Source organism: Pelomicrobium sp. G1 (assembly GCF_051905455.1).
Lineage (GTDB): Bacteria > Pseudomonadota > Gammaproteobacteria > Burkholderiales > UBA6910 > Pelomicrobium.
The window spans coordinates 139,084-161,873 of sequence record NZ_JBQACR010000009.1 but is presented as its reverse complement, the minus strand read 5'-3'; the positions used below and the strand labels follow the sequence as shown (position 1 = coordinate 161,873).

Below are 22,790 nucleotides of genomic sequence, written 5' to 3'. Positions count from 1 at the left end.
CGAGGCAGAGGTCCGGCGGGTCCACCCGGAAGCGAAGGGGCTGCCCTGGACCGAGGAGACCCGGATGATCGGCGACGGGCCTTTCTGCGCCGAGATGCCGTTGCGGGCCGCAGCCTGAGGCCGGCCAATCCGGACGGGCGGGAAACCGCCCGTTTTTTATGCCCTGGCGGGCGCCAAGACCGCCTCGTTGCCCGGAGCAAGGGGAGCGGTTTCGGGAAGCAAACGGCGCCACGCCCAGGCGTAAGGCGCTGCGTCCCGGACCTTGATCCAGGGACGGTGGAGATCGTTAAGAAGTGCAAGGGGCGGCGCGCCAGCCGTCGATTCGTTTTATCGTATGGGCGCGTGCCGAGCGCTGATCGGAGTCCGTCGCCGGCGTTTACATGAAGGCGCCGAAACCCGGCCAGGGCTTCGCGGAAAGCGCGCTATGTGCCTGTCGTTCGGGCGATCCAGCCAAGCCGGTCCGGGAATTGCTTGGCGAGAAGCGGGCGCGGCGACCTTTGTCCGCGAGAGCCTCGCGGCGCCGAAAGGCCCTGGAACAAGTCAAATAAAGCATCCCGTGGGGGACACGGGCCAAAGGATAGGAGATGGCAATGCCAGACCTCGCCGCCTTGTTGCAGCTCGACGGGCTCGCCCGGCGCCTCGTGTCCCAAGCGAGCCGGGATGAGCTGGCCGAAGCCGCCAGGCTGCTCGCCCTCAACCTGGCGTGCTACCAGCACCGCTATGGGCCCCTGCCCCTCAAGGAACCCGCCATCCCGCCCGCGGAACTCGACGAGGCGCAAGTTGCGCTGGTAACCAACGGAACCGAAATCCTCGTGACGGTGCTGGAGGGATTGCGCTTGTCCCACCGCGGGGACGCGAGAAGCCAGTGAAAGTGCGGTGAGGGCGGCAAGCCTCTCGCCTTTCGAGGGCTTTCCTCCCGCTTCCAGGCAAACCATCCTGTCCCTGCGCCGAGCCACAAAGCCGGCGCTCGCGGCCCGGCCCGAAAACGACGCCGGTCAGTCCCGGGCGCTCACCCGGGAAGTCAGGAGCATCAGGAGACTCAGGCACCCCATCAGCATCGCCGCCATCCCCGCCAGCAGCAAGGTGCCCGCCTGGAAGCCGGCGAGCCAGTAGGCGCCGCTCAGCCTGACCGCCACGGCCACGGCGCACACCAGCACGCCCGCCAGCCCGGCCAGGCGTCCGACCCACAGCAGCAACGTTTCCATCTCTGCCCTCCTCGCTTCGGGGCGCCTCGATCCCCCGGCATCCATCAGCATGCCACAGACGCCCGGAGGCCGGATATCACGGTTCTCCCCGCCGGCGGCACAGCAGCCCCTCCCAGCGGCACGCCGGGTTTAAGCAGCGGTAACGGCGGACGGGATAGAGGAGGCTGAGCAGGCGATCGACGGGACGGCGCCGAATGCGCTCCAGGGGACCGCCGCAGTAGGGACACTTGCGAGCATCCATCACGCGGGACACGACCGCCTCTTGCCGCAACCAAGGAGGACTCACACGAGCTTTGCTGGCTTGCCTTCGCGCGTTGACCGTCGACGACGGGGCGGCACTTGGGATACTGGCCCACCACGAGGGGATTGCGGTGGTGGGCCGTGAGGGATTCGAACCCCCGACCGTTGGATTAAGAGTCCACTGCTCTACCAGCTGAGCTAACGGCCCGGGAGAAAAAACTCAGGACATTATTTGCCCGTCCCGCCCCTCTGTCAACGAGTGCGGCAGCGGGCACTTCCGCCTCCTATTCAGCCGGCGGCGTGGGCGGCGATGAACCGCTTGACCGCCTCGGCGTCCGTATCCATGAGCTCGTAGCGCTGGGGGCGTTTCTCCAGGTCCTCGTAGCCCGGGGGGATTTCCGGGTCGCGGCCCAGCGCCTCGCGGATCGTCTCGGCGAACTTGGCAGGCAGGGCGGTCTCGAGGCAGACCAGCGGCACGTCCGGCTCCCGGTGCTCCAGTCCCACCTTGAGCCCGTCGGCGGTGTGGGTGTCGATCATGACTGCGTAATCGCGGTAGATCCGGCGGATGGTGGCGAGCCGGTCCGCGTGGGTGCTGGAGCCCGACGCGAAGCCGTAGCGCTCCACCTCCCGCCAATAGGGAGTCCCGGCGAGCTCGAAGCCGCCCTCCCGCTCCACGGCCCGCCACAACCGCGCCGTCACCGCGGCATCGCGTCCCACCACGTCGTGGATGAAGCGCTCGAAGTTGGACGCCTTGGAGATGTCCATGGAGGGGCTGGAGGTGTGCACCACCTCGGCGCTCTTGCGAACCCGGTAACGGCCGGTCCGGAAGAACTCGTCCAGCACGTCGTTCTCGTTGGTGGCGAGAATCAACCGCCGGACGGGAAGCCCCATCATGCGGGCGATGTGCCCGGCGAAGATGTTGCCGAAGTTGCCGGTGGGAACGGCGAAGGAAACCTGCTCGTCGTCGCCGCGAGTGACGGCGAAGTAGCCCTTGAAGTAATACACCACCTGGGCGACCACCCGGGCCCAGTTGATGGAGTTGACCGCGCCGATCCGGTAGCGGGCCTTGAATTCGGCGTCCGCATTCACCCGCTTCACGATGTCCTGGCAGTCGTCGAACACGCCGCGGATCGCCAGGTTGAAGATGTTGGGGTCCAGCAGGGAATACATCTGGGCGGTCTGGAACGGGCTCATCTTCCCGTAGGGGGAGAGCATGAACACCCGTATCCCCCGCTTGCCCCGCATGGCGTATTCCGCCGCCGAGCCGGTGTCGCCGGAGGTGGCCCCCAGGATGTTGATCTCCGTCCCCTCCCGCTCCAGCACGTACTCGAACAGATGGCCGAGGAGCTGCATCGCCACGTCCTTGAAGGCCAGGGTGGGCCCGTTGGACAGCCCCAGCAGGTGGAGCCCCGGCTCCAGGGTCTTCACCGGCGTGATGTCGTCGCTGCGGAACACCTCCTTGGTGTAAGTGCGCTGGATCAGCTTCTTCAGGTCCGCCGGCGGGATGTCGTCGACGAAGAGACGGATGATCTCGAAGGCCAGCTCCGGATAAGGGCGGCCGCGCAGGGCGGCGAGCTCGGCGCCGCTCAGGCGCGGATAGGCTTCCGGCACCACCAGGCCGCCGTCGGGGGCGAGTCCCCCCAGCAGGATCCGGCGGAAGGACTGGGGCGCCATGCCGCCTCGGGTGCTCACGTAGCGCATGCTCAGGACTCCGCCTTCAGCGGGCAAGCGCGCCGCCTAGCGCCCCGGGCCGATCGAAATGGCTTCGAGCTCGAACCCATCGGTGTTTTGCTCGTCAGTGCCGGTTCAGCATTTCCAGCCGGATGCGGGTCGCCGGGCCGATGAGGGTGGGCAGCGCCTCGATCTTGCCGATGGCGGCGTTCATGCGCGCCTCGAGGGTCTTGTGGGTGAGGATGATGATGTCCGCCTGATCCTCCCCTTCCGCCGGCTCCCGCTGCAGGATGGCGTCGATGGAAATCTCCAGGTCCGCCAGGACCCGGGTCACGTCGGCCAGCACCCCGGGGCGGTCCAGGGCCCGCAGCCGCAGGTAGTAGCAGGTCTCCACCTGGTCCATGGGCAGGATGGGGATGTCCTGCACCGCGTCGGGCTGGAAGGCCAGGTGGGGCACCCGGTTGTTGGGATCCACCGTGTGCAGCCGGGTCACGTCCACGAGATCCGCCACCACCGCCGAGGCGGTGGGCTCGGCGCCCGCACCGGCGCCGTAGTACAGGGTCGGTCCCACCACGTCCCCCTTCACCAGGATGGCGTTCATCACCCCCTCCACGTTGGCGATCAACTGGCGTGCTGGCACCAGGGTGGGGTGCACCCGCAACTCCACTCCCTCGGGGCGCCGGCGGGTGATGCCGAGCAGCTTGATGCGATAGCCGAAGGCTTCCGCGTAGCGAATGTCCTCCCGGGTGAGCCGGGAGATGCCCTCGGTGTAGCACTTGTCGAACTGCATCGGAATGCCGAAGGCGATGGCGGACATGATGGTGAGCTTGTGGGCGGCGTCGATCCCCTCGATGTCGAAGGTGGGGTCCGCCTCGGCGTAGCCCCGCGCCTGGGCCTCCTTCAGCACCTCCTCGAAGCTCGCGCCCCGGTCCCGCATCTCGGACAGGATGAAGTTGCTCGTGCCGTTGATGATGCCGGCGATCCACTCGATATGGTTGGCGGTCAGTCCCTCCCGCAGGGACTTGATGATGGGCACGCCCCCCGCCACCGCGGCCTCGAAGGCCACCATGACGCCCATTTCCTGGGCGGCGGCGAAGATCTCGTTGCCGTGGAGCGCGAGCAACGCCTTGTTGGCCGTGACCACATGCTTCTTGTTCTCGATGGCGGCCATCACCAGCTCCCGCGCCACCGTGGTGCCGCCGATCAGCTCCACCACGATGTCGATATGGGGATCTCTCACCACCTCGAAGGGGTCGGCGGTCACCCGCATACCCTCCCCCGCGATGGCCTGGGTTTTCTGTGCGTTGCGGTCCGCCACCGTGGTGATGACGATCTCCCGGCCGGCCCGGCGGGTAATCTCCGCTTTGTTGCGCTTGAGCACGCGGAACGTGCCGCCGCCCACGGTCCCCATGCCCAGGAGTCCCACCCTGATCGGTTTCATTTCTCGCTTCGCTCTCTACGCTCCGATGCGCCGCGGGCGGCCGGTCCCGCTCACAGCAGCCCGTCCTTGCGGAACATCTCCTTGATCCCCCGGATCGCCTGGCGGATGCGGGGCTCGTTTTCGATCAGCGCGAAGCGCACGTGATCGTCGCCGTACTCGCCGAAGCCCACTCCCGGGGACACGGCCACCTTGGCGTCTCGGAGCAGCTTTTTCGCGAACTCCAGGGAACCCAGCCCCCGGTAGGCGTCGGGGATCTTGGCCCAGACGTACATGGTGGCCTTGGGGACGCTCACCCTCCAGCCGGCGGAGTGCAGGCCCTGGCACAGCACATCCCGGCGCTTCTGGTACCCCTGGCGGATCTGCTCCACGCACTCCTGGGGCCCCTCCAGGGCGACGATGGCCGCCACCTGGATCGGGGTGAAGGTGCCGTAATCGTGGTAGCTCTTGATCCGGGCAAGGGCCGCCACCAGGTCTTTGTTCCCCACCATGAAGCCCACCCGCCAGCCGGCCATGTTGTAGCTCTTGGACAGGGTGAAGAACTCCACGGCCACGTCCCGGGCGCCCGGCACCTGCATGATGGAAGGCGCCCGGTAGCCGTCGAACACGATGTCGGCGTAGGCGAGATCGTGTACCACGTAGATGTCGTGCTCCCGGGCGAGGGCCACCAGCCGCTCGAAGAAGGAAAGCTCCACGCAGTGGGTGGTGGGATTGCTGGGAAAGCAGCAGATCAGGAACTTGGGCTTAGGGTAGGAGTCCTTGATCGCCTTTTCCAGCTCCTCGAAGAAATCCACCCCCGGCACCATGGGAACGTGGCGGATGTCTGCGCCCGAGATGACCGGGCCGTAGATGTGGATCGGGTAGCTGGGATTGGGCACCAGGACCGCGTCGCCTCGGTCCAGGGTGGCGAGTGCCAGGTGGGCGATGCCCTCCTTGGAGCCGATGGTGACGATCGCCTCCGCATCCGGGTCCAGCTCGACCCCGTAGCGACGCTGGTACCAGGTGCAGATGGCCCGCCGCAGCCGGGGAATGCCCTTGGACACCGAATAGCGGTGGGTATCCGGCCGCTGGGCCGCCTCCACCAGCTTGTCTACGATGTGCTTGGGGGTCGGCCCGTCGGGGTTGCCCATGCCGAAGTCGACGATGTCCTCCCCGCGCCGGCGCGCGGCGAGCTTGAGCTCCCCGGTAATGTTGAACACGTACGGGGGCAGGCGCTTGATGCGCGGAAACTCTTCCATGGTCGCGGGTCAAAAGCGGTAAGCGGCTCGTCAACCCTTTACCGTATCAATAAGCCAAGCCAGGGCCCGGCCGGACAAAAAGTTTATAATGCTACCGAGGAGTAAAGTCCCCTGCAACGACCGCCATGAAACTGCATCTCGCCCAGGTGGCGGACAAGAACGTGGTCACCGGCTACGGGCGCGACCACGTGATGGTTAACCGCCGGCGCTACGACAGAAGCCTGGTGATCCTTCCCGAGCGCCTCATCGAGAACTGGGACGTCCCCGCCTTCCCGGCTCTCGCCCGGGAACACTTCCAGTTTCTCGCCGGCCTCGACGTGGAGATCGTGCTGCTCGGCACAGGGGAGCGGCTGCGCTTTCCCGATCCCAGCCTGTTGGAGCCGCTGGTTCAGGCCGGCATCGGCTACGAGATCATGGACACCTACGCCGCCTGCCGCACCTACAACATCCTCATGGCCGAGGATCGCAAAGTGGTGGCAGCCCTGATCCTGGGCTGAGCGTCCCTTACCCCGGCAGCAATTCGGCGAAGCTCGCCACGGAATCGAATTCCGTGACGGCCGCCTCCCGGGCCGCGGAGTCGGGCCGGCGCACCGCGACGAGGTAGCGGATGCCGAAGGCCCGCGCCGAGCGCAGCACGGGTAGGCTGTCGTCCACCAGGACGGTGCGTCCCGGATCGAAGGGCTCGAGCGCCTGCATCCGCCCCCAGAAACCCGGGGCTTCCTTGGGCAGCCCGAGCCCATGGGAGCAGACGAGCCCGTCCAGATAGCGCTCGAGCCCGGTGCGCTTGAGCTTCAATTCCAGGCTCTTTTGATGGGCGTTGGTGACCAGCACCGCCCGCTTGCCCCGCAGTCGCACCTCCATCAAGAACGGCACCACGTGGGGATGGACCGCGATCAGGTGCTCCACCTCCTCCTTGAGCCGGGCGATGTCCAGGCCCAGCTCCCGGGTCCAGTAGTCCATGCAATACCAGTCCAGGGTGCCGGCCTTGCGGCGGTAGCGCTCGACGAGCTCCTCCCGCGCCCGCTCGAAGCTCAAGCCGTGCTTCTCGGCGTAGCGGCGGGGCACGTGGGCGAGCCAGAAGTGGTTGTCGAAATTGAGGTCCAGCAGGGTCCCGTCCATGTCCAGCAGAACCGTGTCCACCGCGTTCCAGGCGATCATGGCGGCGTCAAAGCTCCGCCAGCACCTTGAGGTGGGCCGCGGCGCTGCGCCCCAGGGCGTGCAGGTCGTAGCCCCCCTCCAGTACCGAGACGATGCGCCCTTCCGCGTAGCGGTCGGCGATTTCCTTGATGCGCTCCGTGACCCAGGCGTAGTCGGACTCCACTAGCATGAGGGAGGCCATGTCGTCGTCCCGGTGGGCGTCGAAGCCGGCGGAAACGAATACCATCTGGGGCTTGAAGCGCTCCAGCGCCGGCAGCCAGTGCTCGGTGACGACGGCGCGGAACTTGGCGCCGTTGCTGTAGGCCGGCAGCGGGATGTTCACCATCCGCTCCGAGCGTCCCTCCACCCCGCTGTAGGGATAAAAGGGATGCTGGAAAGTGGACACCATCATGACCCGCGGGTCGTCGCGGAAGATGTCCTCGGTGCCGTTGCCGTGGTGCACGTCGAAGTCCACGATGGCGACCCGCTCGAGCCCGTGGTGCTCCAGGGCGTGGGCGGCGCCCACCGCCACGTTGTTGAAGAAGCAGAACCCCATCGCTCGGGCGCACTCGGCATGATGGCCGGGCGGCCGCACGTTGCAGAAGGCCGTGTCCGCCTTTTTGCCGATCACCAGGTCGGTTGCTAGAATGGCGGCACCTGCAGCGCGTAACGCCGCCTTCAGGCTGTGGGGATTCATGGCGGTGTCCGGGTCGAGGTGCACCAGCCCCTGCTTGGGGGCCGCCGCTTGCAGCGTATCGAGGTATTCGGGGGCGTGGACCCGCTCCAGTTGCTCCCGGGTCGCCAGCGGAGCCTCCTCGTGCCTCAGGCAGTTCATCAACCCGGAAGCGATGAGCTGATCCTCGATGGCCCGGATCCGGGCGGGGCATTCCGGGTGATAGGAGCCCATGTCGTGCAGCGCGCAGTCGGGATGGGTGATGAGCACCGTGCTCAATCGAGCCTCCTCCATTTGCTGGCCTGGCGTGCGCCGGCGCTTCTGTTGCAAACATCTTACGGCGGCCCCCAGGTCCTGTCCATGACGGTGCATCCGTGACGGTCTCCACCGAAAGGCACTATCTCACGCCCCTCTTCGCTCCCCGGTCGGTGGCCATCGTGGGGGCAAGCGAGCGCCCCGGAACGGCGGGCCGGGTGCTGATGGAGAACCTGCTCGCGGAACAGTTCGAAGGCGCCGTCTATCCGGTCAATCCGAAGCACGCCCAGGTGCTCGGGCGCCCGTGTTTCGGCTCCCTGGACGAAGTGAGCGCCAGCGTGGACCTGGCAGTCGTCGCCGCCCCGGCGGCGGCGATCCCGGAGATCGTCGCCGCCTGCGCCCGCAAAGGGATCCGCGCCGCGTTGATCGTCAGCGACGGGCTGTCTCCCGCCTATCCCCAGGGGCCGCGCCTGCTGCGGCAGACCCTGGCGGCGGCGCGCTCGGGCGGAGTACGCATCCTGGGACCCGCGTGCCCAGGCATCCAGCGGCCCGCGGCCCGCATCAACCTCACCTACAGCCGTTTCCGGGCGCTTCCCGGCACCATCGCCCTCGTCTCCCAGTCCGGGGCTCTCACCAACGCCATCCTGGACTGGGCCCAGGCGGACGGAGTGGGCTTCTCCAGCGTCGTCACCGTAGGCGACGGCGCCGACGTGGGCTTCGGCGAGATACTGGACTACCTGGCCTGGGACGTGGCCACCGAAAGCATCCTGCTGTACCTGGAGGGGGTGTTCGCCCCGCGACGGTTCGTGAGCGCGCTGCGCATGGCGGCCCGGGCCAAGCCGGTGATCGTGGTGAAGACCGGCCGGTGTCCCGCCGCCTACCAGGCCGCCCTCACCCATTCGGGGGCCCTGGTGGGGTCCGACGACGTGTTCGACGCCGTCCTGCGCCGGGCCGGAGCGGTGCGGGTGAAGACCTTCAGCCAGCTCTTTTCCGCCGCCAAGTGCCTGAGCGCCCGCTACCGGCCCACCGGCAACCGGCTCGCTATCGTCACCAACGGAGGGGGCGCCGGGGTCATCGCCGCCGACTGGGCGGCAGGCATCGGCATCGATGTCCCCGCCCTCGCGCCCGCCACCCTGGAGCGCCTCGCCGCAGCCCTCCCCGCCGGCTGGTCCCGGGGCAACCCCCTGGACCTCACGGGGGAGGCGACCGAGGAGCATTACCGCGGCGCCGTGCGCGCCTGCCTCGAGGACGCGGGCATCGACGGCGTGCTGGTGATCCTCACGCCCCATGTCAACACCCGCGCAGCCCGGGTGGCCGAAGCCGTGGCGGAGACCGCCCGGGATTTCAGGAAACCGGTGGTGGGCTGCTGGATGGGAGGCGAGGACGTGGAGGAAGGGCGGCGGATCCTGTCCCATGCCCGGCTCCCCGTGTTCCGCACCCCGGAGCCCGCCGTGGAGGCCTTCTCCCACATCGCCACCCATTACCGCAACCAGCAATTGCTGGTGCAGGTCCCCTATTCCACGTCCCGGGTCGACCGGCCGGATGCCGAGGGGGCGCGCATGGTGATCGAGCACGCGCTGGCGGAGAAGCGCAAGGTGCTCTCGGAGATGGAGTCCAAGTCCCTGCTGGCGGCGTTCCGCATCCCGGTCGCCCGCACCGTGGTGGCGCGCTCCCTTCCCGAGGCGATCGTGGTGGCCGAGCAGATGGGCTTTCCCCTGGCGATGAAAATCAATTCCCCGGACATCCCCCACAAGAGCGACGTGGGTGGGGTGAAGCTCAATATCGCCACCGTGCAGCAACTGCGCTCGGCGTTCAACGAGATCATGGGGAGCGTCGCGGCCCGCCTGCCCGAAGCCCGCATCGATGGCGTAACCCTCCAGCCCATGACGGTGAAGCCCAACGGGCGCGAGCTGATGGTGGGGATCGCCACCGACCCCGTGTTCGGCCCGGTCATCACCTTCGCCGCCGGGGGCATCGTGGCCGAAGTCATGGGGGATCGGACGGTGAGCCTGCCGCCCCTCAATGCGCTCCTCGCGAAGGACCTGATCGAGCGCACCCGGGTGGCCCGCATGCTCGGGCCTTTCCGCAACCTGCCCGCGATCCACATGGACGCCCTCGTCACGGTGCTCCTGCGGGTCTCGGAGATGGCGAGCGAGCTGCCCTGGATCCGAGAGATGGACATCAATCCCCTCATCGTGGACGAAGAAGGGGCCATCGCCGTGGACGCCCGGGTGACCGTGGACCACGCTACCCCCGGCCCAGGGACGCGCTACGCCCACATGGCCATCTGCCCCTACCCGGTGCATCTGATCCAGCGCTGGAATCTCGCCGACGGCACCGAGATCACCATCCGGCCCATCCGCCCAGAGGACGCGGAGCTCCTGCAGGCGTTCGTGCGCAACCTGTCGGAAGAATCCCGCTATTTCCGCTTCATCAGCACGGTGCAGGAGCTCTCCCCCCGGACCGTGGCCCGCCTCACCCAGATCGACTACGACCGGGAGATGGCCCTCATCGCCGTGCTGGCCGAGGGCGAGCGGGAAATGGAACTGGGCGCCGCCCGCTACGTCACCAACCCCGACGGAGAGACGTGCGAATTCGCCCTGGTGGTGGCCGACGCCTGGCAGGGACGCGGGATTGGCACCAAGCTCATGCATTCCCTCATGGAAGTGGCCCGGGCGAACGGCCTCAAGGCCATGGTGGGCGACGTGCTCGCCGGCAACGCCAACATGTTGAGGCTGATGGAAAAGCTCGGCTTCGCCATCGAAAACCACCCCGAAGACCCCAGCCTCAAGCGGGTCCGCAAGGCCCTCTGAGGATCACGACATGGCAAGCGCCGTCGAGCGGGTGGTCCAACAGGCGGGTACCGTCATCCTGGGCAAGGAACGGCAGATCCGGCTGGCCCTCGCCTGCCTCCTCGCCCGCGGGCATCTGCTCATCGAAGACCTGCCGGGGGTGGGCAAGACCACCCTGGCCCACGTGCTGGCCAAGTCCCTGGGGCTCGAGTTCCGGCGCATCCAGTTCACCGCCGACCTGCTGCCGGCGGACATCGTGGGGGTGTCCATCTACGAGCGGGACACGGGCGCCTTCAAGTTCCACCCCGGACCCATCTTCAGCCAGGTGATCCTGGCCGACGAGGTGAACCGGGCCACCCCCAAGACCCAGAGCGCCCTGCTGGAGGCGATGGAGGAGCACCAGGTGACCATCGAAGGGGAGAGCCGGGCCCTGCCCCGTCCCTTCTTCGTCATCGCCACCCAGAATCCGTCCCACCAGGTGGGGACCTTTCCCTTGCCCGAATCCCAACTGGACCGCTTCCTGATGCGCATCCATCTGGGCTACCCGGACCCCCAGGCCGAGCGCGGGCTGCTCAAGGGGATCGAGCGCCGCGCGCTGCTGGCGGAGCTCACGCCCTGCATGGAGGCCGGGGAGCTGGAGGCGCTGCAGCGCCAGGTTCGCCGGGTGCACGCCTCCGATGCCCTGGTGGACTACCTCCAGGCCATCATCGAGTTCACGCGCCGCTCGCCCCTTTTTCACACCGGCCTGTCGCCCCGGGCGGGGCTAGCGCTGCTCGCCGCCGCCCGAGCCTGGGCGCTCATGGACGAGCGGCGCGAAGTCCTGCCGGAGGACATCCAGGCGGTGCTGCCGAGCGTGGTGGGGCATCGGCTGCGGCCCGCCGCCGACCGCCTGGGGGTCGAGGACGGCACCGATCTGAGCGGGCGCATCGTCGCCGCAGTGCCCATCCCGTGAGCATGAGATCGCCGGCAGCGAACGCCTGGGAAACGGGTCCCTGGACGGCGAGGATCCGCGCGGGCCTGGGCGGAACCGCCCGCCGCGCCGGGCATCTTCCAGGATCGGAATCCAGCGGCCGCGACGGCGCTCGGGTCGTGCTGACCCGGCGCCGCATCTTCATCCTGCCGACGCGCCAGGGGCTCGTCTTTGCCGGCATGCTCCTCCTCATGCTGATCGGCGCCACCAATTACCAGTTGAGCCTGGGCTTCGCCTTGACCTTCCTGCTGGGGGCGATGGGCATGGTCTCCATCCTCCATGCCTTCCGCACCCTGGCGGGCCTGGAGGTGTCCGTCGGCAAGACCGCTCCCGCGTTCGCCGGCGAGGCGGTCACCTTCGGGATCGATCTCACCAATCGTTCGCCGAGACCACGCCTGAGCGTCGCCCTCTCCCATCCCGGCAGTCCCACCGTCCACTGCGATCTCCCGCCGGGGCAGACCCGCACCCTGACCGTGTCCATGACGGCGACCCGGCGGGGCTGGCTACGGCTCCAGCGCTTGACCGTGCACACCCGCTACCCCCTCGGGTTGTTCCGCGCCTGGGCACCCGTGGAGCTTAAGCTCCAGTGCCTGGTCTATCCCCGGCCCGAGGATATCCGGCTCCCGCCCCCCGCCGCCCTCCACCCCATGGAAGGAGGACGGGACCTCCTGGGAGCCGGGGAGGATTTCGCTGGCCTGCGGGACTACCGCCCCGGCGATTCGCCCCGGCACATCGCCTGGAAAGCCGCCGCCCAGGAGCGGGGCACCCTCACCAAGCAATTCAGCGGCAACGCCGCGGAAGAAGTGTGGCTGGACTGGGAGCGGCTCGCCGGCCTGGACACGGAGGCCCGGCTGTCCCGCCTCGCCCGCTGGGTGCTGGAGTGCGACGTCCTGGGAATCCCCTACGGGCTGCGGCTCCCGGGGGCAACGCGTCCCCCGGCCCTCACCCCTGAGCACCGCCGCGCCTGTCTCAAAGCCCTGGCCCTATTCGGTCTGGGGGACCCCGTGCGGCCCGACCCGCCCCCCCGCCCATGAGCGCCGCGTCTCCCCTGGAGTCCCGCCCCACCCAGCGCCAGAGCGCCTGGCTGCTCCTCACCCTGGGGCTCGCCGTGGCGCCCCATCTGCCGCGCCTGCCCCTGTGGATGTGCGCCTTCGTGCTGATGCTGGGCTTGTGGCGCTGGTACCTGGCTTTCACCGGCGGCCCGCTGCCGCCCCGGCTGTTGCTTTTCGCCTTCGCCGCCGCCGGGGTAGCCGGCACCGCGCTCCATTACGGCACCCTCTTCGGTCCCTCAGGGGGAGTTGCCTTGTTCATCGTCCTAGTGGCCCTCAAGCTCCTGGAGTCCCGCACGGTGCGGGACGCGGTGCTCCTCGCGTTCCTCGGCTATTTCCTGGTGATCACGGTCTTCCTTTACGACCAGTCGATCCCCATGGCCGTCTACGCCGCCGCGCCGGTCCTGAGCCTGACCGCCCTCCTCGCCGCCTTCGCCCACGGGGCGGGGGATCCCGGGCTGGGCACTCCCTTCAGGACCGCCGCGGCGCTCCTCGCCCAGGCGCTGCCCGTGATGGCGATCCTGTTCCTGTTCTTCCCGCGCCTGCCCCAGCCCTTGTGGGGCGTTCCCCACGAAGCCGCCGAGGGCGTGAGCGGGCTCTCGGACACCATGGCGCCGGGCGATCTGAGCCGGCTGTCCCTGTCGGACGCGGTCGCCTTCCGGGTGGACTTCCAGGGGGAGGCGCCGCCGCCCTCCCGGCTCTACTGGCGCGGGCCGGTACTCACCCGCTTCGATGGCCGGGTCTGGTCCATGTCCCTGTCATCGGGGCCGGGGCCTGGGGCGCTGGAGCCCCTGGATGCGGGCGTCACCTACACGGTGACCCTGGAGCCCCATCAGCGGCGCTGGCTGTTCGCCCTGGACCTGCTCGGCCGCGGCCCGGAAAAAACCTTGCTAACGCCTGACTACCAATTGGTCGCCCAGGCGCCGGTGCGAAGCCGCACCCGCTACACGGCAACCTCTCACCTGCGCTACCGGGCGGAGCCGGGGTTCTCCGGCGAGGCGGCCGAGAGGGCGCTGGAACTGCCTTCCGGCGGCAATCCCCGGGCCCGGGCCCTCGCCCTGACGTGGAAACGGGAGCTGGGAAATCCGGCGGCCATCGTCCAGCGGGCGCTCCAGTTTTTCCGCGCCGAGGGCTTCTTCTACACCCTGCGGCCGCCGCTCCTCGGCGCGGAGCCGGTGGACGATTTCCTGTTCAATACCCGGCGCGGTTTCTGCGAGCACTACGCCTCGAGCTTCGTCTTCCTCATGCGCGCCGCCGGCGTCCCGGCCCGGGTGGTCACCGGCTACCAGGGGGGCGAGCTCAACCCCCTGGGCGGCTACCTGATCGTACGCCAGGCCGACGCCCACGCCTGGGCGGAAGTGTGGCTCGAGCCCTCGGGCTGGACCCGGGTGGACCCCACCGCGGCAGTGGCCCCGGAGCGGGTCGAGCGCGGGCTCGCCTTGGCCGCGGCCTCCGGGGAGCCGCTCCCCGTGCTCATGCGCCCGGGCGGCGGCTGGCTGCGACAGATGCGCCTGGCATGGGACGCCCTGGCCAACGGGTGGAACCAATGGGTGCTGGGCTACGGAGGGGAGCGCCAGCGGAAGCTCCTGAGCCGCATCGGCTTCGCGAGCCCCGACTGGCGCTCCATGGCCGCCCTGCTTCTCGCCGGCACGGGGGCGCTGATCGGAATGCTGGCCGCCGGCTTGCTGTGGCGGATGGGGGAACGGCGGCCGGAGCCGGCGCAGCGGCTCTATCGCCGCTTCTGCCGGCGGCTCGCCCGGCGGGGGCTCGCCCGGCGGCCGGGCGAAGGGCCCAGGGACTACGCGGACCGGGTCGCCGCGGCCCGTCCCGAGCTGGCCGCCCAGGTGCAGGCCATCTCCCAGCTCTACATCGCCCTGCGCTACGGGGCCGAGGGCGATCCGCGCCAACTCAAGCGGCTGCGGATCCTGGTGGGGAGTTTTCGCGCCTGAGCGCTAAAGCAACAGGTCTTTGGACATGCCGCGCCGCTGGAGCAACCGCCGCAATGACTGCAAGGCTTCCACCTGGATCTGCCTCACCCGCTCCCGGGTGAGCCCCAGGCTCTCGGCCAGTTGCTCCAGGGTCGCCACCTCGTGGCCGTTTAGGCCGTAGCGGCGCTCGATCACCCAGCGGTGCTTTTCCGAAAGTTGCTGCAGCCAGTCGCGCACGCAGTGCTCGAGCTGGGTTTGTTCGAGCCACAGATCGGGCGTCGGGTTGGCCTCGTCGGGGATGGACTCCCCGATGGAAAGCATGGGGTCGATGTCCAGAGGCGCGTCCAGGGAGGCGGTGCGCTCGTTGAGGGATAGTACCCGGCGCACCTCCTCCACAGGCCGGTCCAGCAGGTGGGCCACGTCCTCGGCGGTGGGCTCCCGCTCGGAATGGGCCTCCAGGTGGCGCATGGCCCGCAGCACGGTGTTCAGCTCCTTGATCACGTGCACCGGAAGCCGGATGGTGCGGGACTGGTTCATGATGGCCCGTTCGATGTTCTGGCGGATCCACCAGGTGGCGTAGGTGGAGAAGCGGAAGCCGCGCTCCGGATCGAATTTCTCCAGGGCGTGCATGAGCCCCAGGTTGCCCTCCTCGATCAGGTCCATCAGCGCCACCCCGCGATTGACGTAGTGCTTGGCGATGTTCACCACCAGCCGAAGGTTGTGCTCGATCATCTTCTGGCGCGCGGCGAAGTCGCCCTGGCGGGTGAGCCGGGCGAGGCGCAGCTCCTCCTCCGGGGTGAGCAGGGCGTTGTGCCCGATCTCGTTCAAATAAAGCTTGGTGACGTCGGAAAGGAGGTCGCCGGTCAGCGCTTCCGGCTCATACAACGTCTCTTCGGAAGCGAGAGGCGGCTCCGGGGTCGGCTCCAGGGACTCCTCTTCGTGGGAAAAGCTGTCGTTGCTCATGAAGCCCTGTCCGCCGGCAGATACTTGAGGGGATCCACCGGTTTGCCGTAGCGCCGAATCTCGAAGTGCAGCTTTACCTGGTCGGCGTCCGTATTGCCCATCTCCGCGATCTGCTGGCCCTTGGCGACGCTCTGCCCTTCTTTCACCAGGATCTCCCGGTTGTGGGCATAGGCCGACAGGTAGGCACTATTATGCTTGATGATGACCAGCTTTCCATAGCCCCGCAAGCCGCTGCCGGTATAGACCACCTTGCCAGGGGCGCTGGCGTACACCGGCTGGCCCATCCGGCCGGCGATGTCGATCCCCTTGCTCCCCTCGGAGAAGCGGGAAATGAGCTTGCCGGTCACGGGCCAGGCCCAATCTATCTCCCCGTCCCCCTCCGGGTCCGGCCCGGGCCTCGCCTCAGGCTTGGGGTCGGGTTTCGCCTCCGGCTTGGGCGGGGTGGCCGACTCGGGCTTCGCCGCGGCGAGCGGCGTCCCGCTTTTCATCCGGGCGAGGGCCTCCGCCGAGTAGGGGAGCTTGTAGCCCTTCGGCTCGGTCTTAAGGGTGACCGAATCGCCCAGGGGCTTCGCCTCGATGCCCGAAGGCACGACGAGGGGCGCGGTGACCACTCCGCCCGGCTCGCTCGCGGCGGGTGCGAGGGCCGCCGGCGGGGCCGGACGCTTGAGCTTGAGCTCGCGCCCCACCGGGAGCGTCCCCGGGTCGGTGATGCCGTTGATCGCCGCCAGCTCCCGGTAGTCCATCCCGTGCTCCAGGGCAATGCTGTAGAGGGTATCGCCCCGCTTGACCACGTAGACTTCGCCGCGGGAATCCGCCCGGGACGGGGCGGGGACGGTTTTGGCTTGCGGGGCAGCGGACGGGGTGCGGTCGACTACCGGGGCCCCCTGGCGCACGGGCGCGCAGCCCGCCAGCAGGAGGATCCATACGAAGAGAAGCGGGCGTCGATGCCGGTGCATGCGGGATTCGCGGAGTGCCGAACAGCCCCCTCAGCTCACCACCCCAGGAATCAACGGCACAAACTTCACCGACTCGAGAGCGCTTTCCCTGATCCCACTTTCGGTCCGCTCGATCAGGTGCAACACTTGCTCCTGGGCGCCGAGGGGCAGGACCATTCTACCACCGACTTCTAACTGTTCCGTGAGGGAGCGCGGTACGTGGGTCATGGCGGCGGTGACGATGATGCCGTCGAAGGGCGCCGCCTCGGGGATGCCCTGCTGGCCGTCCCCATGCTTCAAGCGCACGTTGTAGAGGCGCAGGTCGCGAAGCGCGGCGCGGGCGCGCTTGAGCAGCGCGCCGATACGCTCCACCGAATATACTTCCTTCGCCAGGCGCGCCAGGACCGCGGTCTGGTAGCCGCAACCCGTGCCCACTTCCAGCACCTTCTTCAGCACCTGGCCGCCCCGCAGCGCCTCGGTCATGCGGGCCACGGTGTAGGGGCTGGAGATGGTCTGACCGAAGCCGAGGGGCAGGGCAATGTCCTCGTAGGCCCGGCTCGCCAGCGCCTCGTCGACGAACAGGTGCCGCGGGAGGCTGCCCATCACGGCGAGCAGCTCCTCGTCCCGAATGCCCCGTTCGCGCAGGCGCTCCACCATGCGGGCGCGGGTGCGCATGGAGGTCATGCCGATGCCGTCGAAGCGGGAGGTCATTCGAACCTGCCCGGGCGCGAAGCCGTGCCCTGGCCCACGGCTTCCGGGTCCCGGCCGGAGCCCTGGAGAGCCGGGGGACGCGTCTGATGCTGCGGGTCGCCGGTGCTCCCCTCTCGGCCCTGGAGGCGCTCCCCGTAGGCCTTCAGCCACTGACGGCACGCCTCCATCTGGGTGAAGCGGGTGAGATCCGCCTGCAGCGGGGTGAGCGACACCGCCCCCCGGGCGACGGCGTGGAAATCGGTGCCTTCGCCCGCGTCCTGGGCGGCCCCCGCGGCGCCCACCCAAAACACGGTCTCCCCCCGGGGATTGACGCTTTTCACCACCCCTTCCGCCTTGTGCCGCTTGCCGAGGCGGGTGACCTGGATGCCGGCGAGCCGTTCGAAGGGCAAATCCGGCACGTTGATGTTGAGCAGCACGGGCTCGGGAAACGGCTCCCGCTGATGGCGCTCGATCAGGTCGGCGACGATCCGGGCCGCCGTGTCGAAATGCTTGTCCCCGTTGGACACCAGGGACACGGCGATCGACGGGATGCCCAGCATGTAGCCCTCCATGGCCGCCGCCACCGTGCCCGAATAGATGGTGTCGTCGCCCATGTTGGCCCCGTGGTTGATGCCCGAGACCACCATCTCTGGCATCTCGTCAAGGAGCCCGGTCACGGCCAGGTGCACGCAGTCGGTGGGGGTGCCGTTCACGTACAGGAACCCGTTGGCCGCGCGCCGCACGGTGAGCGGCCGATCCAAGGTCAGGGAGTTGCTCGCCCCGCTGCGGTCGCGCTCCGGCGCGACCACCGTGATTCTTGCGATTTTGGCGAGGGCTTCGGCGAGGGCGGCGAGACCGGGAGAGAAATAGCCGTCGTCGTTGCTCAGTAGGATCCGCATGGGACAGAAGTCGGAAGTCAGAAATTAGAACACGACCTGCGACCGCCTGGATCGATGCCGCGCGTCCGACGCTTTCTTCGGCTTGCGCCCCTGACTTCCGCCTTCTGAAAAACTGGTCGGGGCGACTGGATTTGAACCAGCGACCACCTGCACCCCATGCAGGTACGCTACCAGGCTGCGCTACGCCCCGAACGCGCAACGGATTATAGCAGAGAACGGGACAACGGCGCGGGTGCGCCCGCTGGGGAACCTTCGCCGGGGGTCCCTCAAAGGCGCAGGGATTCGATAACTTCCTTGAGCTCGCGCTTAAGCTCCCGCAGATCGAGCGGGGTGGAGGCCGCGACACTCGCCCCCTCTTCCAGGCGATGGCGGGCACCGCTGATGGTGAAGCCCTGCTCGTAGAGCAGCTCGCGAATGCGCCGGATCAGCAGCACTTCGTGATGCTGGTAATAGCGCCGGTTGCCTCGCCGCTTGACGGGCTTCAACTGGGTGAATTCCTGCTCCCAGTAGCGCAGGACATGGGGCTTCACCCCGCATAGCTCGCTCACTTCACCGATGGTGAAGTAGCGCTTAGCGGGAATCGGAGGCAACTCTTTGCTGGGCGTTGTCGGGTCCACGATAGGTCTGCTCGACGAGGGCTTTCAATTTCTGGCTAGCGTGGAAGGTCACCACCCGGCGGGCGGTGATCGGGATCTCCTCGCCGGTCTTCGGGTTGCGCCCGGGGCGCTGGGGCTTGTCCCGCAACTGGAAGTTGCCGAAGCCGGAGAGTTTCACGCTGTTTCCGTTTTCGAGGGCTACCCGGATCTCCTCGAAAAAGGACTCCACCATGTCCTTGGCCTCCCGCTTGTTGAGGCCGACCTTTTCGAACAACAGATCCGCGAGCTCGGCTTTTGTTAACGTCATGGAAATTCCCCTTAAATTCGAAGCTTGGCCTGGAACTTGTGCTCGAGGGCCCGCACCAGCAGGGCCACCAGTTCCTCAACCTCCTGGTCGGTAAGGGTTTTCTGAGTATCCTGGAATAACACTCGGAATGCAAGGCTTTTTTTCCCGGGGGGAAGGCCCCCTCCCCGATACACGTCGAAGAGACCCACTTCCACCACCCGGTCCAGGTGGAGTCCCTCCAGGGCGTCCAGCAAGGCCTGGGCGGGCAGCCCCTCGTCCACCAGCACGGCGATGTCGCGGCGTACCAAAGGCAGCTTGGAGACCGGCTGGGCAGCGGGAACTGGCACCCGCAGCGCCTCGGCCAGCTCCACTTCGAACAGGACGGGGGCCTCGGGCAACTCGTATTTTTGCTGCCAGCGGGGATGCAGCGCGCCGATCCATCCCACCTCTACCCCTTCCACCACCACGGCCGCCGAGCGCCCGGGGTGGAGGGCCGGATGGGACCGGGCCACCGTGCGCACCGGCCGGGGGGCAAACAGAGCTTCCAGATCGGCTTTCACGTCGAAGAAATCCACATTCCGGGCCGCCTCCCCCCACTGCTCCGGCAATGCCTCCCCGTAAGCGAGGGCGGCGATGCGCGCCGGCTGGCGCAGTTCCCCGTCTTGACGAAGGAAACAACTGCCTACCTCGAACACCCGCACCCGGGGCTGCTGGCGACTCAGGTTGTAGCGAAGACACTGGAGCAGGCCTGTCCACAGGCTGCCCCGCATGACCCCCATCTGGCTGGCGAGGGGATTCAAGAGGCGCACGGGCTCCCCGTTCCCCGTAAGGTCCCCATTCAGCGCCTCGTCCACGAAGGCATAGGTCACCACCTCCTGGTAGTCCCGGTCCACCAGCCGCTGGCGCAGGGTTTCCTCGCGCCTCACCCCTTCGGGAACCGGGCGTATGGCGGCCACCCCCGAAGGCAGGGTCGCCGGGATGCGGTCGTAGCCATAGAGCCGGGCTAGCTCTTCGATCAGGTCCTCCTCGATCTGCAGGTCGAAGCGGTAGGTATGGGGGGTGACGTAGAACACGTCCCGCTCGTCGACGAAGCGGAACTGGAGCCGCCGCAGCAGCTCGCTCACCTTGGCCGCATCCAGCTCTATGCCCAGCAGGCGCTGCGCCCGCGCCACCCGCAGCCGGATGGGCTCCCGCTTGGGCAGCGTGCCTTCCACCTGGCCGATCGGCCCGGCGCGCCCGCCGCAGATGCCGAGGATCAACTGGGTCGCCCGTTCCATCGCCTGGCGGGTGGCGGCGTAGTCCACGCCCCGCTCGAAGCGGTGCAGCGACTCGGAGGTGAAGCCCAGGCCGAACGCCTTCCCCGCCACCGCCTGGGGGCTGAAGAAAGCCGCCTCCAGAAAAACGTCGGCGGTGGCCGCGCCGACCGCGCTGTCCGCCCCGCCCATGATGCCGGCCAGCGCCAGCGGTTTCGCGGCATCCGCGATCACCAGGAACGGGGCGGTTTCCACCCGCTGCCCGTTGAGCAGGGCGAGCCCCTCCCCCGGGCGCCCGAAGCGCACCACGATTCCGCCTTCGATCCGGGCGAGATCGAAGGCGTGCAGGGGTTGCCCCAGCTCCAGCATCACGTAGTTGGTGACGTCGACGAGGGCGCTCAAGGGACGCACGCCGCTGCGCTCCAGGCGCTGGACCATCCAGTCCGGGGTGGGGGCGGCGGGATTCACGCCGCGGATCACCCGGCCGCAGTAGAGGGGGCAGGCGTCGGGAGCGTCCACCTGGACGGGCAGCGCGTCTTCGATGCTCGCGGCCACCGGCTCGATTTCGGGCAGCCGCAGGCTGGTGGCGGTGATGGCCGCCACTTCCCGGGCAACCCCCGCGACGCTCAGGCAGTCGCTGCGGTTGGGGGTGAGCTTCAAGGTGAAGAGCCGGTCATCCAGATCCAACGCTTCCCGCAGATCCACCCCCACGGGGGCATCCGCGGGCAGCTCCATTAACCCCGATGCCTCCTGGGACAGGCCCAGCTCCCGGGCCGAGCACAGCATGCCCTGGGAAACCACGCCCCGCACACTCACCTCCCGGATGGCTGATTCTGGCAACCGGGCGCCCACTAGGGCGCACGGCGCCTTCATGCCGGGGCGCACGTTGGGCGCGCCGCAGACGATGGTGAGGGGATCGTCCCCCGCGTCCACGCGGCATACCGAGAGGCGGTCCGCGCCCGGGTGTTTTTCTACCGCCAGCACCCGGCCGACCACGACCCCGCTGAAGGGCGGCGCGACTGGCTCCAACGCCTCCACCTCAAGCCCGGCCATGGTGAGGGCCTCCGCCAGCTCCTCGCTGGTGAGGGGCGGATCCACGAAGCTGCGGAGCCAGTGTTCGGAGAACTTCATGGCCCTGGGGCCTAATTGAACTGTTTCAGGAAGCGCAGATCGTTTTCAAAAAACGCCCGGATGTCGTTGACGCCGTAGCGCAGCATCGCCAGCCGCTCGACACCGAGGCCGAAAGCGAAACCCTGATAGCGCTCGGCATCGATGTCGACAAACTTCAGCACGTTGGGGTGCACCATGCCGCATCCGCCTATCTCCAGCCAGCCCTCGCCGAAACTCATGTCGATCTCGGCGGACGGCTCGGTGAAGGGGAAAAAGGACGGCCGGAAGCGCACCTGGAGGGTGTCCCGCTCGAAAAACCGGCGCAGGAAATCGGCCACCACCCCCTTGAGGTCGGCGAAGGTGATGTGGTTGTCGATCCACAGGCCCTCCACCTGGTGGAACATGGGGGAGTGGGTGGCGTCCGAATCCACGCGATAGACCTTCCCCGGGGCGATGATCTTAATGGGCGGGGTATGGCGCTCCATGTAGCGGATCTGGATCGGGGAGGTATGGGTACGCAGGAGCAGCCCGCCCTCCACGTAGAACGTGTCGTGCATGGCCCGGGCGGGATGCCCCTCCGGGATGTTGAGGGCGGTGAAGTTGTAATAGTCGGTCTCGATCTCCGGGCCGGAGGCGATCTCGAAGCCGATGGAAGCGAACAGCTCCTCGATGCGGGCGAGGGTGCGGGTCACGGGATGCATCCCCCCGGTGCCCTGGCCCCGTCCCGGGAGGGTGACGTCGAGGGCCTCGGAGGCCAAGCGTTCTTCCAGCTTGCGCCAGGCGAGCGCCTCCCGGGCGCGGGCGAGGGCCTCCTCCAGCGTCTGTTTCGCCTGGTTGATCCGCGCGCCGGCCGCCGGCCGTTCCTCGGCCGGCAACCGGCCGAGCCCCTTCAGCAGCCCAGTGATGACCCCCGCGCGGCCCAGATAGCGCGCCTTCGCCCTCTCCAGGGCATCCGGGTCCTCGACGCCCTGGAACTCGTTGAGCGCCTCCTGGACGAGCTGATCCAGGCTTTCCATCAACGGCTGAACCATGGGTTTCTCGGGCCCGCCCGCGAACAAAAAGGGAGGCTTCAAGCCCCCGGGGCCGGGCAATCCCTCAGGTGCCGAGGCTCGCCTTGGCTTGCTCCGCGATGCGGGCGAAGGCCGGCTTGTCCAATACCGCGAGATCGGCCAGCACCTTGCGGTCGATCTCGATGGAGGCCTTTTTCAGCCCGTTCATGAAGGCGCTGTAGGTGAGACCGCACTCCCGCGCTGCGGCGTTGATGCGGGCGATCCACAGGGCCCTAAACTGGCGCTTGCGCTGGCGGCGGTCCCGGTAGGCGTACTGCCCCGCCTTCATCACCGCCTGGGTGGCGACCCGGAACACATTCTTGCGGCGGCCCCGGTAGCCCTTGGCCTGGGCGAGTACCTTCTTGTGGCGGGCGCGCGCCGTGACTCCACGTTTGACTCTCGGCATGGGTGCG

At 68.2% G+C, this 22,790-nt stretch carries 21 protein-coding genes, 2 tRNA genes and 1 pseudogene; 6 read left to right on the top strand and 18 right to left on the bottom strand.

Features of this window, described 5'->3' with window-relative positions:
* The first annotated feature begins 584 nt into the window (after positions 1 to 584).
* The gene (locus tag ACTFO6_RS10690; protein WP_439934442.1) at positions 585 to 869 is read left to right on the top strand and encodes a hypothetical protein; all 285 of its coding nucleotides are present in this window, start codon (positions 585 to 587) and stop codon (positions 867 to 869) included.
* A 126-nt stretch (positions 870 to 995) separates the two neighbouring features.
* On the opposite strand, the gene ACTFO6_RS10685 is transcribed toward ACTFO6_RS10690, so the two are convergent.
* From ACTFO6_RS10685 to alaC, 6 genes are all read right to left on the bottom strand, one after another.
* Positions 996 to 1,205 carry a hypothetical protein gene (locus tag ACTFO6_RS10685; protein ID WP_439934441.1) on the bottom strand — a complete coding sequence of 70 codons (210 nt, stop codon included), beginning with the start codon at positions 1,203 to 1,205 and terminating at the stop codon, positions 996 to 998.
* 76 nt (positions 1,206 to 1,281) lie between these two features.
* On the bottom strand, positions 1,282 to 1,458 hold the full coding sequence (locus ACTFO6_RS10680) for a hypothetical protein (protein ID WP_439934440.1): 177 nt from the start codon (positions 1,456 to 1,458) through the stop codon (positions 1,282 to 1,284).
* A gap of 119 nt (positions 1,459 to 1,577) precedes the next feature.
* Positions 1,578 to 1,653 (bottom strand) — tRNA-Lys (locus ACTFO6_RS10675).
* A gap of 80 nt (positions 1,654 to 1,733) precedes the next feature.
* Entirely contained in the window at positions 1,734 to 3,146 is a 1,413-nt protein-coding gene (gene thrC, locus ACTFO6_RS10670) for a threonine synthase (protein ID WP_439934439.1), read from the bottom strand.
* Positions 3,147 to 3,240: 94 nt separating this feature from the next.
* Positions 3,241 to 4,557, bottom strand: a complete 1,317-nt coding sequence (locus ACTFO6_RS10665; protein ID WP_439934438.1) for a homoserine dehydrogenase — start codon at positions 4,555 to 4,557, stop codon at positions 3,241 to 3,243.
* Between the two features lie 50 nt (positions 4,558 to 4,607).
* Positions 4,608 to 5,792, bottom strand: coding sequence for an alanine transaminase (gene alaC, locus ACTFO6_RS10660; RefSeq protein ID WP_439934437.1), 1,185 nt, complete (start codon positions 5,790 to 5,792; stop codon positions 4,608 to 4,610).
* A gap of 125 nt (positions 5,793 to 5,917) precedes the next feature.
* On the opposite strand from alaC, the gene ACTFO6_RS10655 reads away from it, so the two are divergent.
* On the top strand, positions 5,918 to 6,289 hold the full coding sequence (locus ACTFO6_RS10655; protein ID WP_439934436.1) for an Mth938-like domain-containing protein: 372 nt from the start codon (positions 5,918 to 5,920) through the stop codon (positions 6,287 to 6,289).
* Between the two features lie 7 nt (positions 6,290 to 6,296).
* On the opposite strand, the gene yrfG is transcribed toward ACTFO6_RS10655, so the two are convergent.
* Together yrfG and ACTFO6_RS10645 are read right to left on the bottom strand one after the other, a co-directional pair.
* The gene (gene yrfG, locus ACTFO6_RS10650; protein ID WP_439934435.1) at positions 6,297 to 6,950 is read right to left on the bottom strand and encodes a GMP/IMP nucleotidase; all 654 of its coding nucleotides are present in this window, start codon (positions 6,948 to 6,950) and stop codon (positions 6,297 to 6,299) included.
* A 7-nt stretch (positions 6,951 to 6,957) separates the two neighbouring features.
* Positions 6,958 to 7,881: a histone deacetylase family protein gene (locus ACTFO6_RS10645; RefSeq protein WP_439934434.1), complete on the bottom strand. Its 924-nt coding sequence runs from the start codon at positions 7,879 to 7,881 to the stop codon at positions 6,958 to 6,960.
* Between the two features lie 95 nt (positions 7,882 to 7,976).
* Here ACTFO6_RS10645 and ACTFO6_RS10640 point away from each other — a divergent pair, with 95 nt between their 5' ends.
* From ACTFO6_RS10640 to ACTFO6_RS10625, 4 genes are all read left to right on the top strand, one after another.
* The gene (locus tag ACTFO6_RS10640; RefSeq protein ID WP_439934433.1) at positions 7,977 to 10,670 is read left to right on the top strand and encodes a bifunctional acetate--CoA ligase family protein/GNAT family N-acetyltransferase; all 2,694 of its coding nucleotides are present in this window, start codon (positions 7,977 to 7,979) and stop codon (positions 10,668 to 10,670) included.
* 10 nt (positions 10,671 to 10,680) lie between these two features.
* Positions 10,681 to 11,601, top strand: coding sequence for an AAA family ATPase (locus ACTFO6_RS10635; protein WP_439934432.1), 921 nt, complete (start codon positions 10,681 to 10,683; stop codon positions 11,599 to 11,601).
* A 137-nt stretch (positions 11,602 to 11,738) separates the two neighbouring features.
* Positions 11,739 to 12,653 (top strand): DUF58 domain-containing protein, encoded by a 915-nt coding sequence (locus ACTFO6_RS10630; protein WP_439934431.1) that lies wholly within the window; start codon positions 11,739 to 11,741, stop codon positions 12,651 to 12,653.
* Positions 12,650 to 14,617: a transglutaminase TgpA family protein gene (locus ACTFO6_RS10625; protein WP_439934430.1), complete on the top strand. Its 1,968-nt coding sequence runs from the start codon at positions 12,650 to 12,652 to the stop codon at positions 14,615 to 14,617. The genes ACTFO6_RS10630 and ACTFO6_RS10625 overlap by 4 nt, the downstream gene beginning before the upstream one ends.
* A gap of 3 nt (positions 14,618 to 14,620) precedes the next feature.
* Here the strand turns inward: ACTFO6_RS10625 and rpoS are convergent, their stop codons facing one another.
* The 10 genes and pseudogenes from rpoS to rplT form a co-directional block, all read right to left on the bottom strand.
* On the bottom strand, positions 14,621 to 15,559 hold the full coding sequence (gene rpoS / locus ACTFO6_RS10620; RefSeq protein WP_439934429.1) for an RNA polymerase sigma factor RpoS: 939 nt from the start codon (positions 15,557 to 15,559) through the stop codon (positions 14,621 to 14,623).
* Positions 15,556 to 16,515 (bottom strand): peptidoglycan DD-metalloendopeptidase family protein, encoded by a 960-nt coding sequence (locus ACTFO6_RS10615; protein ID WP_439934428.1) that lies wholly within the window; start codon positions 16,513 to 16,515, stop codon positions 15,556 to 15,558. Before ACTFO6_RS10615 ends, rpoS begins: the two co-directional genes overlap by 4 nt.
* A 30-nt stretch (positions 16,516 to 16,545) precedes the next feature.
* Entirely contained in the window at positions 16,546 to 17,205 is a 660-nt protein-coding gene (locus ACTFO6_RS10610) for a protein-L-isoaspartate(D-aspartate) O-methyltransferase (RefSeq protein WP_439934427.1), read from the bottom strand.
* Positions 17,206 to 17,345: 140 nt separating this feature from the next.
* Positions 17,346 to 18,083: pseudogene (gene surE, locus ACTFO6_RS10605) on the bottom strand (5'/3'-nucleotidase SurE); the annotation flags it as partial.
* 113 nt (positions 18,084 to 18,196) lie between these two features.
* Positions 18,197 to 18,273 (bottom strand) — tRNA-Pro (locus ACTFO6_RS10600).
* Positions 18,274 to 18,349: 76 nt separating this feature from the next.
* A complete protein-coding gene (locus ACTFO6_RS10595; protein WP_439934426.1) occupies positions 18,350 to 18,700 on the bottom strand; it encodes a MerR family transcriptional regulator in 351 nt (116 codons plus the stop codon).
* Positions 18,654 to 18,986, bottom strand: a complete 333-nt coding sequence (locus tag ACTFO6_RS10590; RefSeq protein ID WP_333843682.1) for an integration host factor subunit alpha — start codon at positions 18,984 to 18,986, stop codon at positions 18,654 to 18,656. The genes ACTFO6_RS10595 and ACTFO6_RS10590 overlap by 47 nt, the downstream gene beginning before the upstream one ends.
* Positions 18,987 to 18,997: 11 nt before the next feature.
* Complete coding sequence (gene pheT / locus ACTFO6_RS10585; protein ID WP_439934425.1) at positions 18,998 to 21,349, bottom strand: phenylalanine--tRNA ligase subunit beta; 2,352 nt, start codon at positions 21,347 to 21,349, stop codon at positions 18,998 to 19,000.
* Between the two features lie 11 nt (positions 21,350 to 21,360).
* Positions 21,361 to 22,344 (bottom strand): phenylalanine--tRNA ligase subunit alpha, encoded by a 984-nt coding sequence (pheS, locus tag ACTFO6_RS10580; RefSeq protein WP_439934451.1) that lies wholly within the window; start codon positions 22,342 to 22,344, stop codon positions 21,361 to 21,363.
* A 79-nt stretch (positions 22,345 to 22,423) separates the two neighbouring features.
* On the bottom strand, positions 22,424 to 22,783 hold the full coding sequence (gene rplT / locus ACTFO6_RS10575; protein ID WP_439934424.1) for a 50S ribosomal protein L20: 360 nt from the start codon (positions 22,781 to 22,783) through the stop codon (positions 22,424 to 22,426).
* Positions 22,784 to 22,790 lie beyond the last annotated feature (7 nt).

Excerpts from the sequence above, each read along its gene's own strand:
- alaC (WP_439934437.1), bottom strand. The coding sequence starts at position 5,792 with ATGGAAGAGTTTCCGCGCATCAAGCGCCTGCCCCCGTACGTGTTCAAC.
- rplT (WP_439934424.1), bottom strand. The coding sequence starts at position 22,783 with ATGCCGAGAGTCAAACGTGGAGTCACGGCGCGCGCCCGCCACAAGAAG.
- pheT (WP_439934425.1), bottom strand. The coding sequence starts at position 21,349 with ATGAAGTTCTCCGAACACTGGCTCCGCAGCTTCGTGGATCCGCCCCTC.
- ACTFO6_RS10655 (WP_439934436.1), top strand. The coding sequence starts at position 5,918 with ATGAAACTGCATCTCGCCCAGGTGGCGGACAAGAACGTGGTCACCGGC.
- ACTFO6_RS10625 (WP_439934430.1), top strand. The coding sequence starts at position 12,650 with ATGAGCGCCGCGTCTCCCCTGGAGTCCCGCCCCACCCAGCGCCAGAGC.
- ACTFO6_RS10615 (WP_439934428.1), bottom strand. The coding sequence starts at position 16,515 with ATGCACCGGCATCGACGCCCGCTTCTCTTCGTATGGATCCTCCTGCTG.
- ACTFO6_RS10665 (WP_439934438.1), bottom strand. The coding sequence starts at position 4,557 with ATGAAACCGATCAGGGTGGGACTCCTGGGCATGGGGACCGTGGGCGGC.
- pheS (WP_439934451.1), bottom strand. The coding sequence starts at position 22,344 with ATGGAAAGCCTGGATCAGCTCGTCCAGGAGGCGCTCAACGAGTTCCAG.
- ACTFO6_RS10685 (WP_439934441.1), bottom strand. The coding sequence starts at position 1,205 with ATGGAAACGTTGCTGCTGTGGGTCGGACGCCTGGCCGGGCTGGCGGGC.
- rpoS (WP_439934429.1), bottom strand. The coding sequence starts at position 15,559 with ATGAGCAACGACAGCTTTTCCCACGAAGAGGAGTCCCTGGAGCCGACC.
- yrfG (WP_439934435.1), bottom strand. The coding sequence starts at position 6,950 with ATGATCGCCTGGAACGCGGTGGACACGGTTCTGCTGGACATGGACGGG.
- thrC (WP_439934439.1), bottom strand. The coding sequence starts at position 3,146 with ATGCGCTACGTGAGCACCCGAGGCGGCATGGCGCCCCAGTCCTTCCGC.
- ACTFO6_RS10590 (WP_333843682.1), bottom strand. The coding sequence starts at position 18,986 with ATGACGTTAACAAAAGCCGAGCTCGCGGATCTGTTGTTCGAAAAGGTC.
- ACTFO6_RS10635 (WP_439934432.1), top strand. The coding sequence starts at position 10,681 with ATGGCAAGCGCCGTCGAGCGGGTGGTCCAACAGGCGGGTACCGTCATC.
- ACTFO6_RS10690 (WP_439934442.1), top strand. The coding sequence starts at position 585 with ATGGCAATGCCAGACCTCGCCGCCTTGTTGCAGCTCGACGGGCTCGCC.
- ACTFO6_RS10610 (WP_439934427.1), bottom strand. The coding sequence starts at position 17,205 with ATGACCTCCCGCTTCGACGGCATCGGCATGACCTCCATGCGCACCCGC.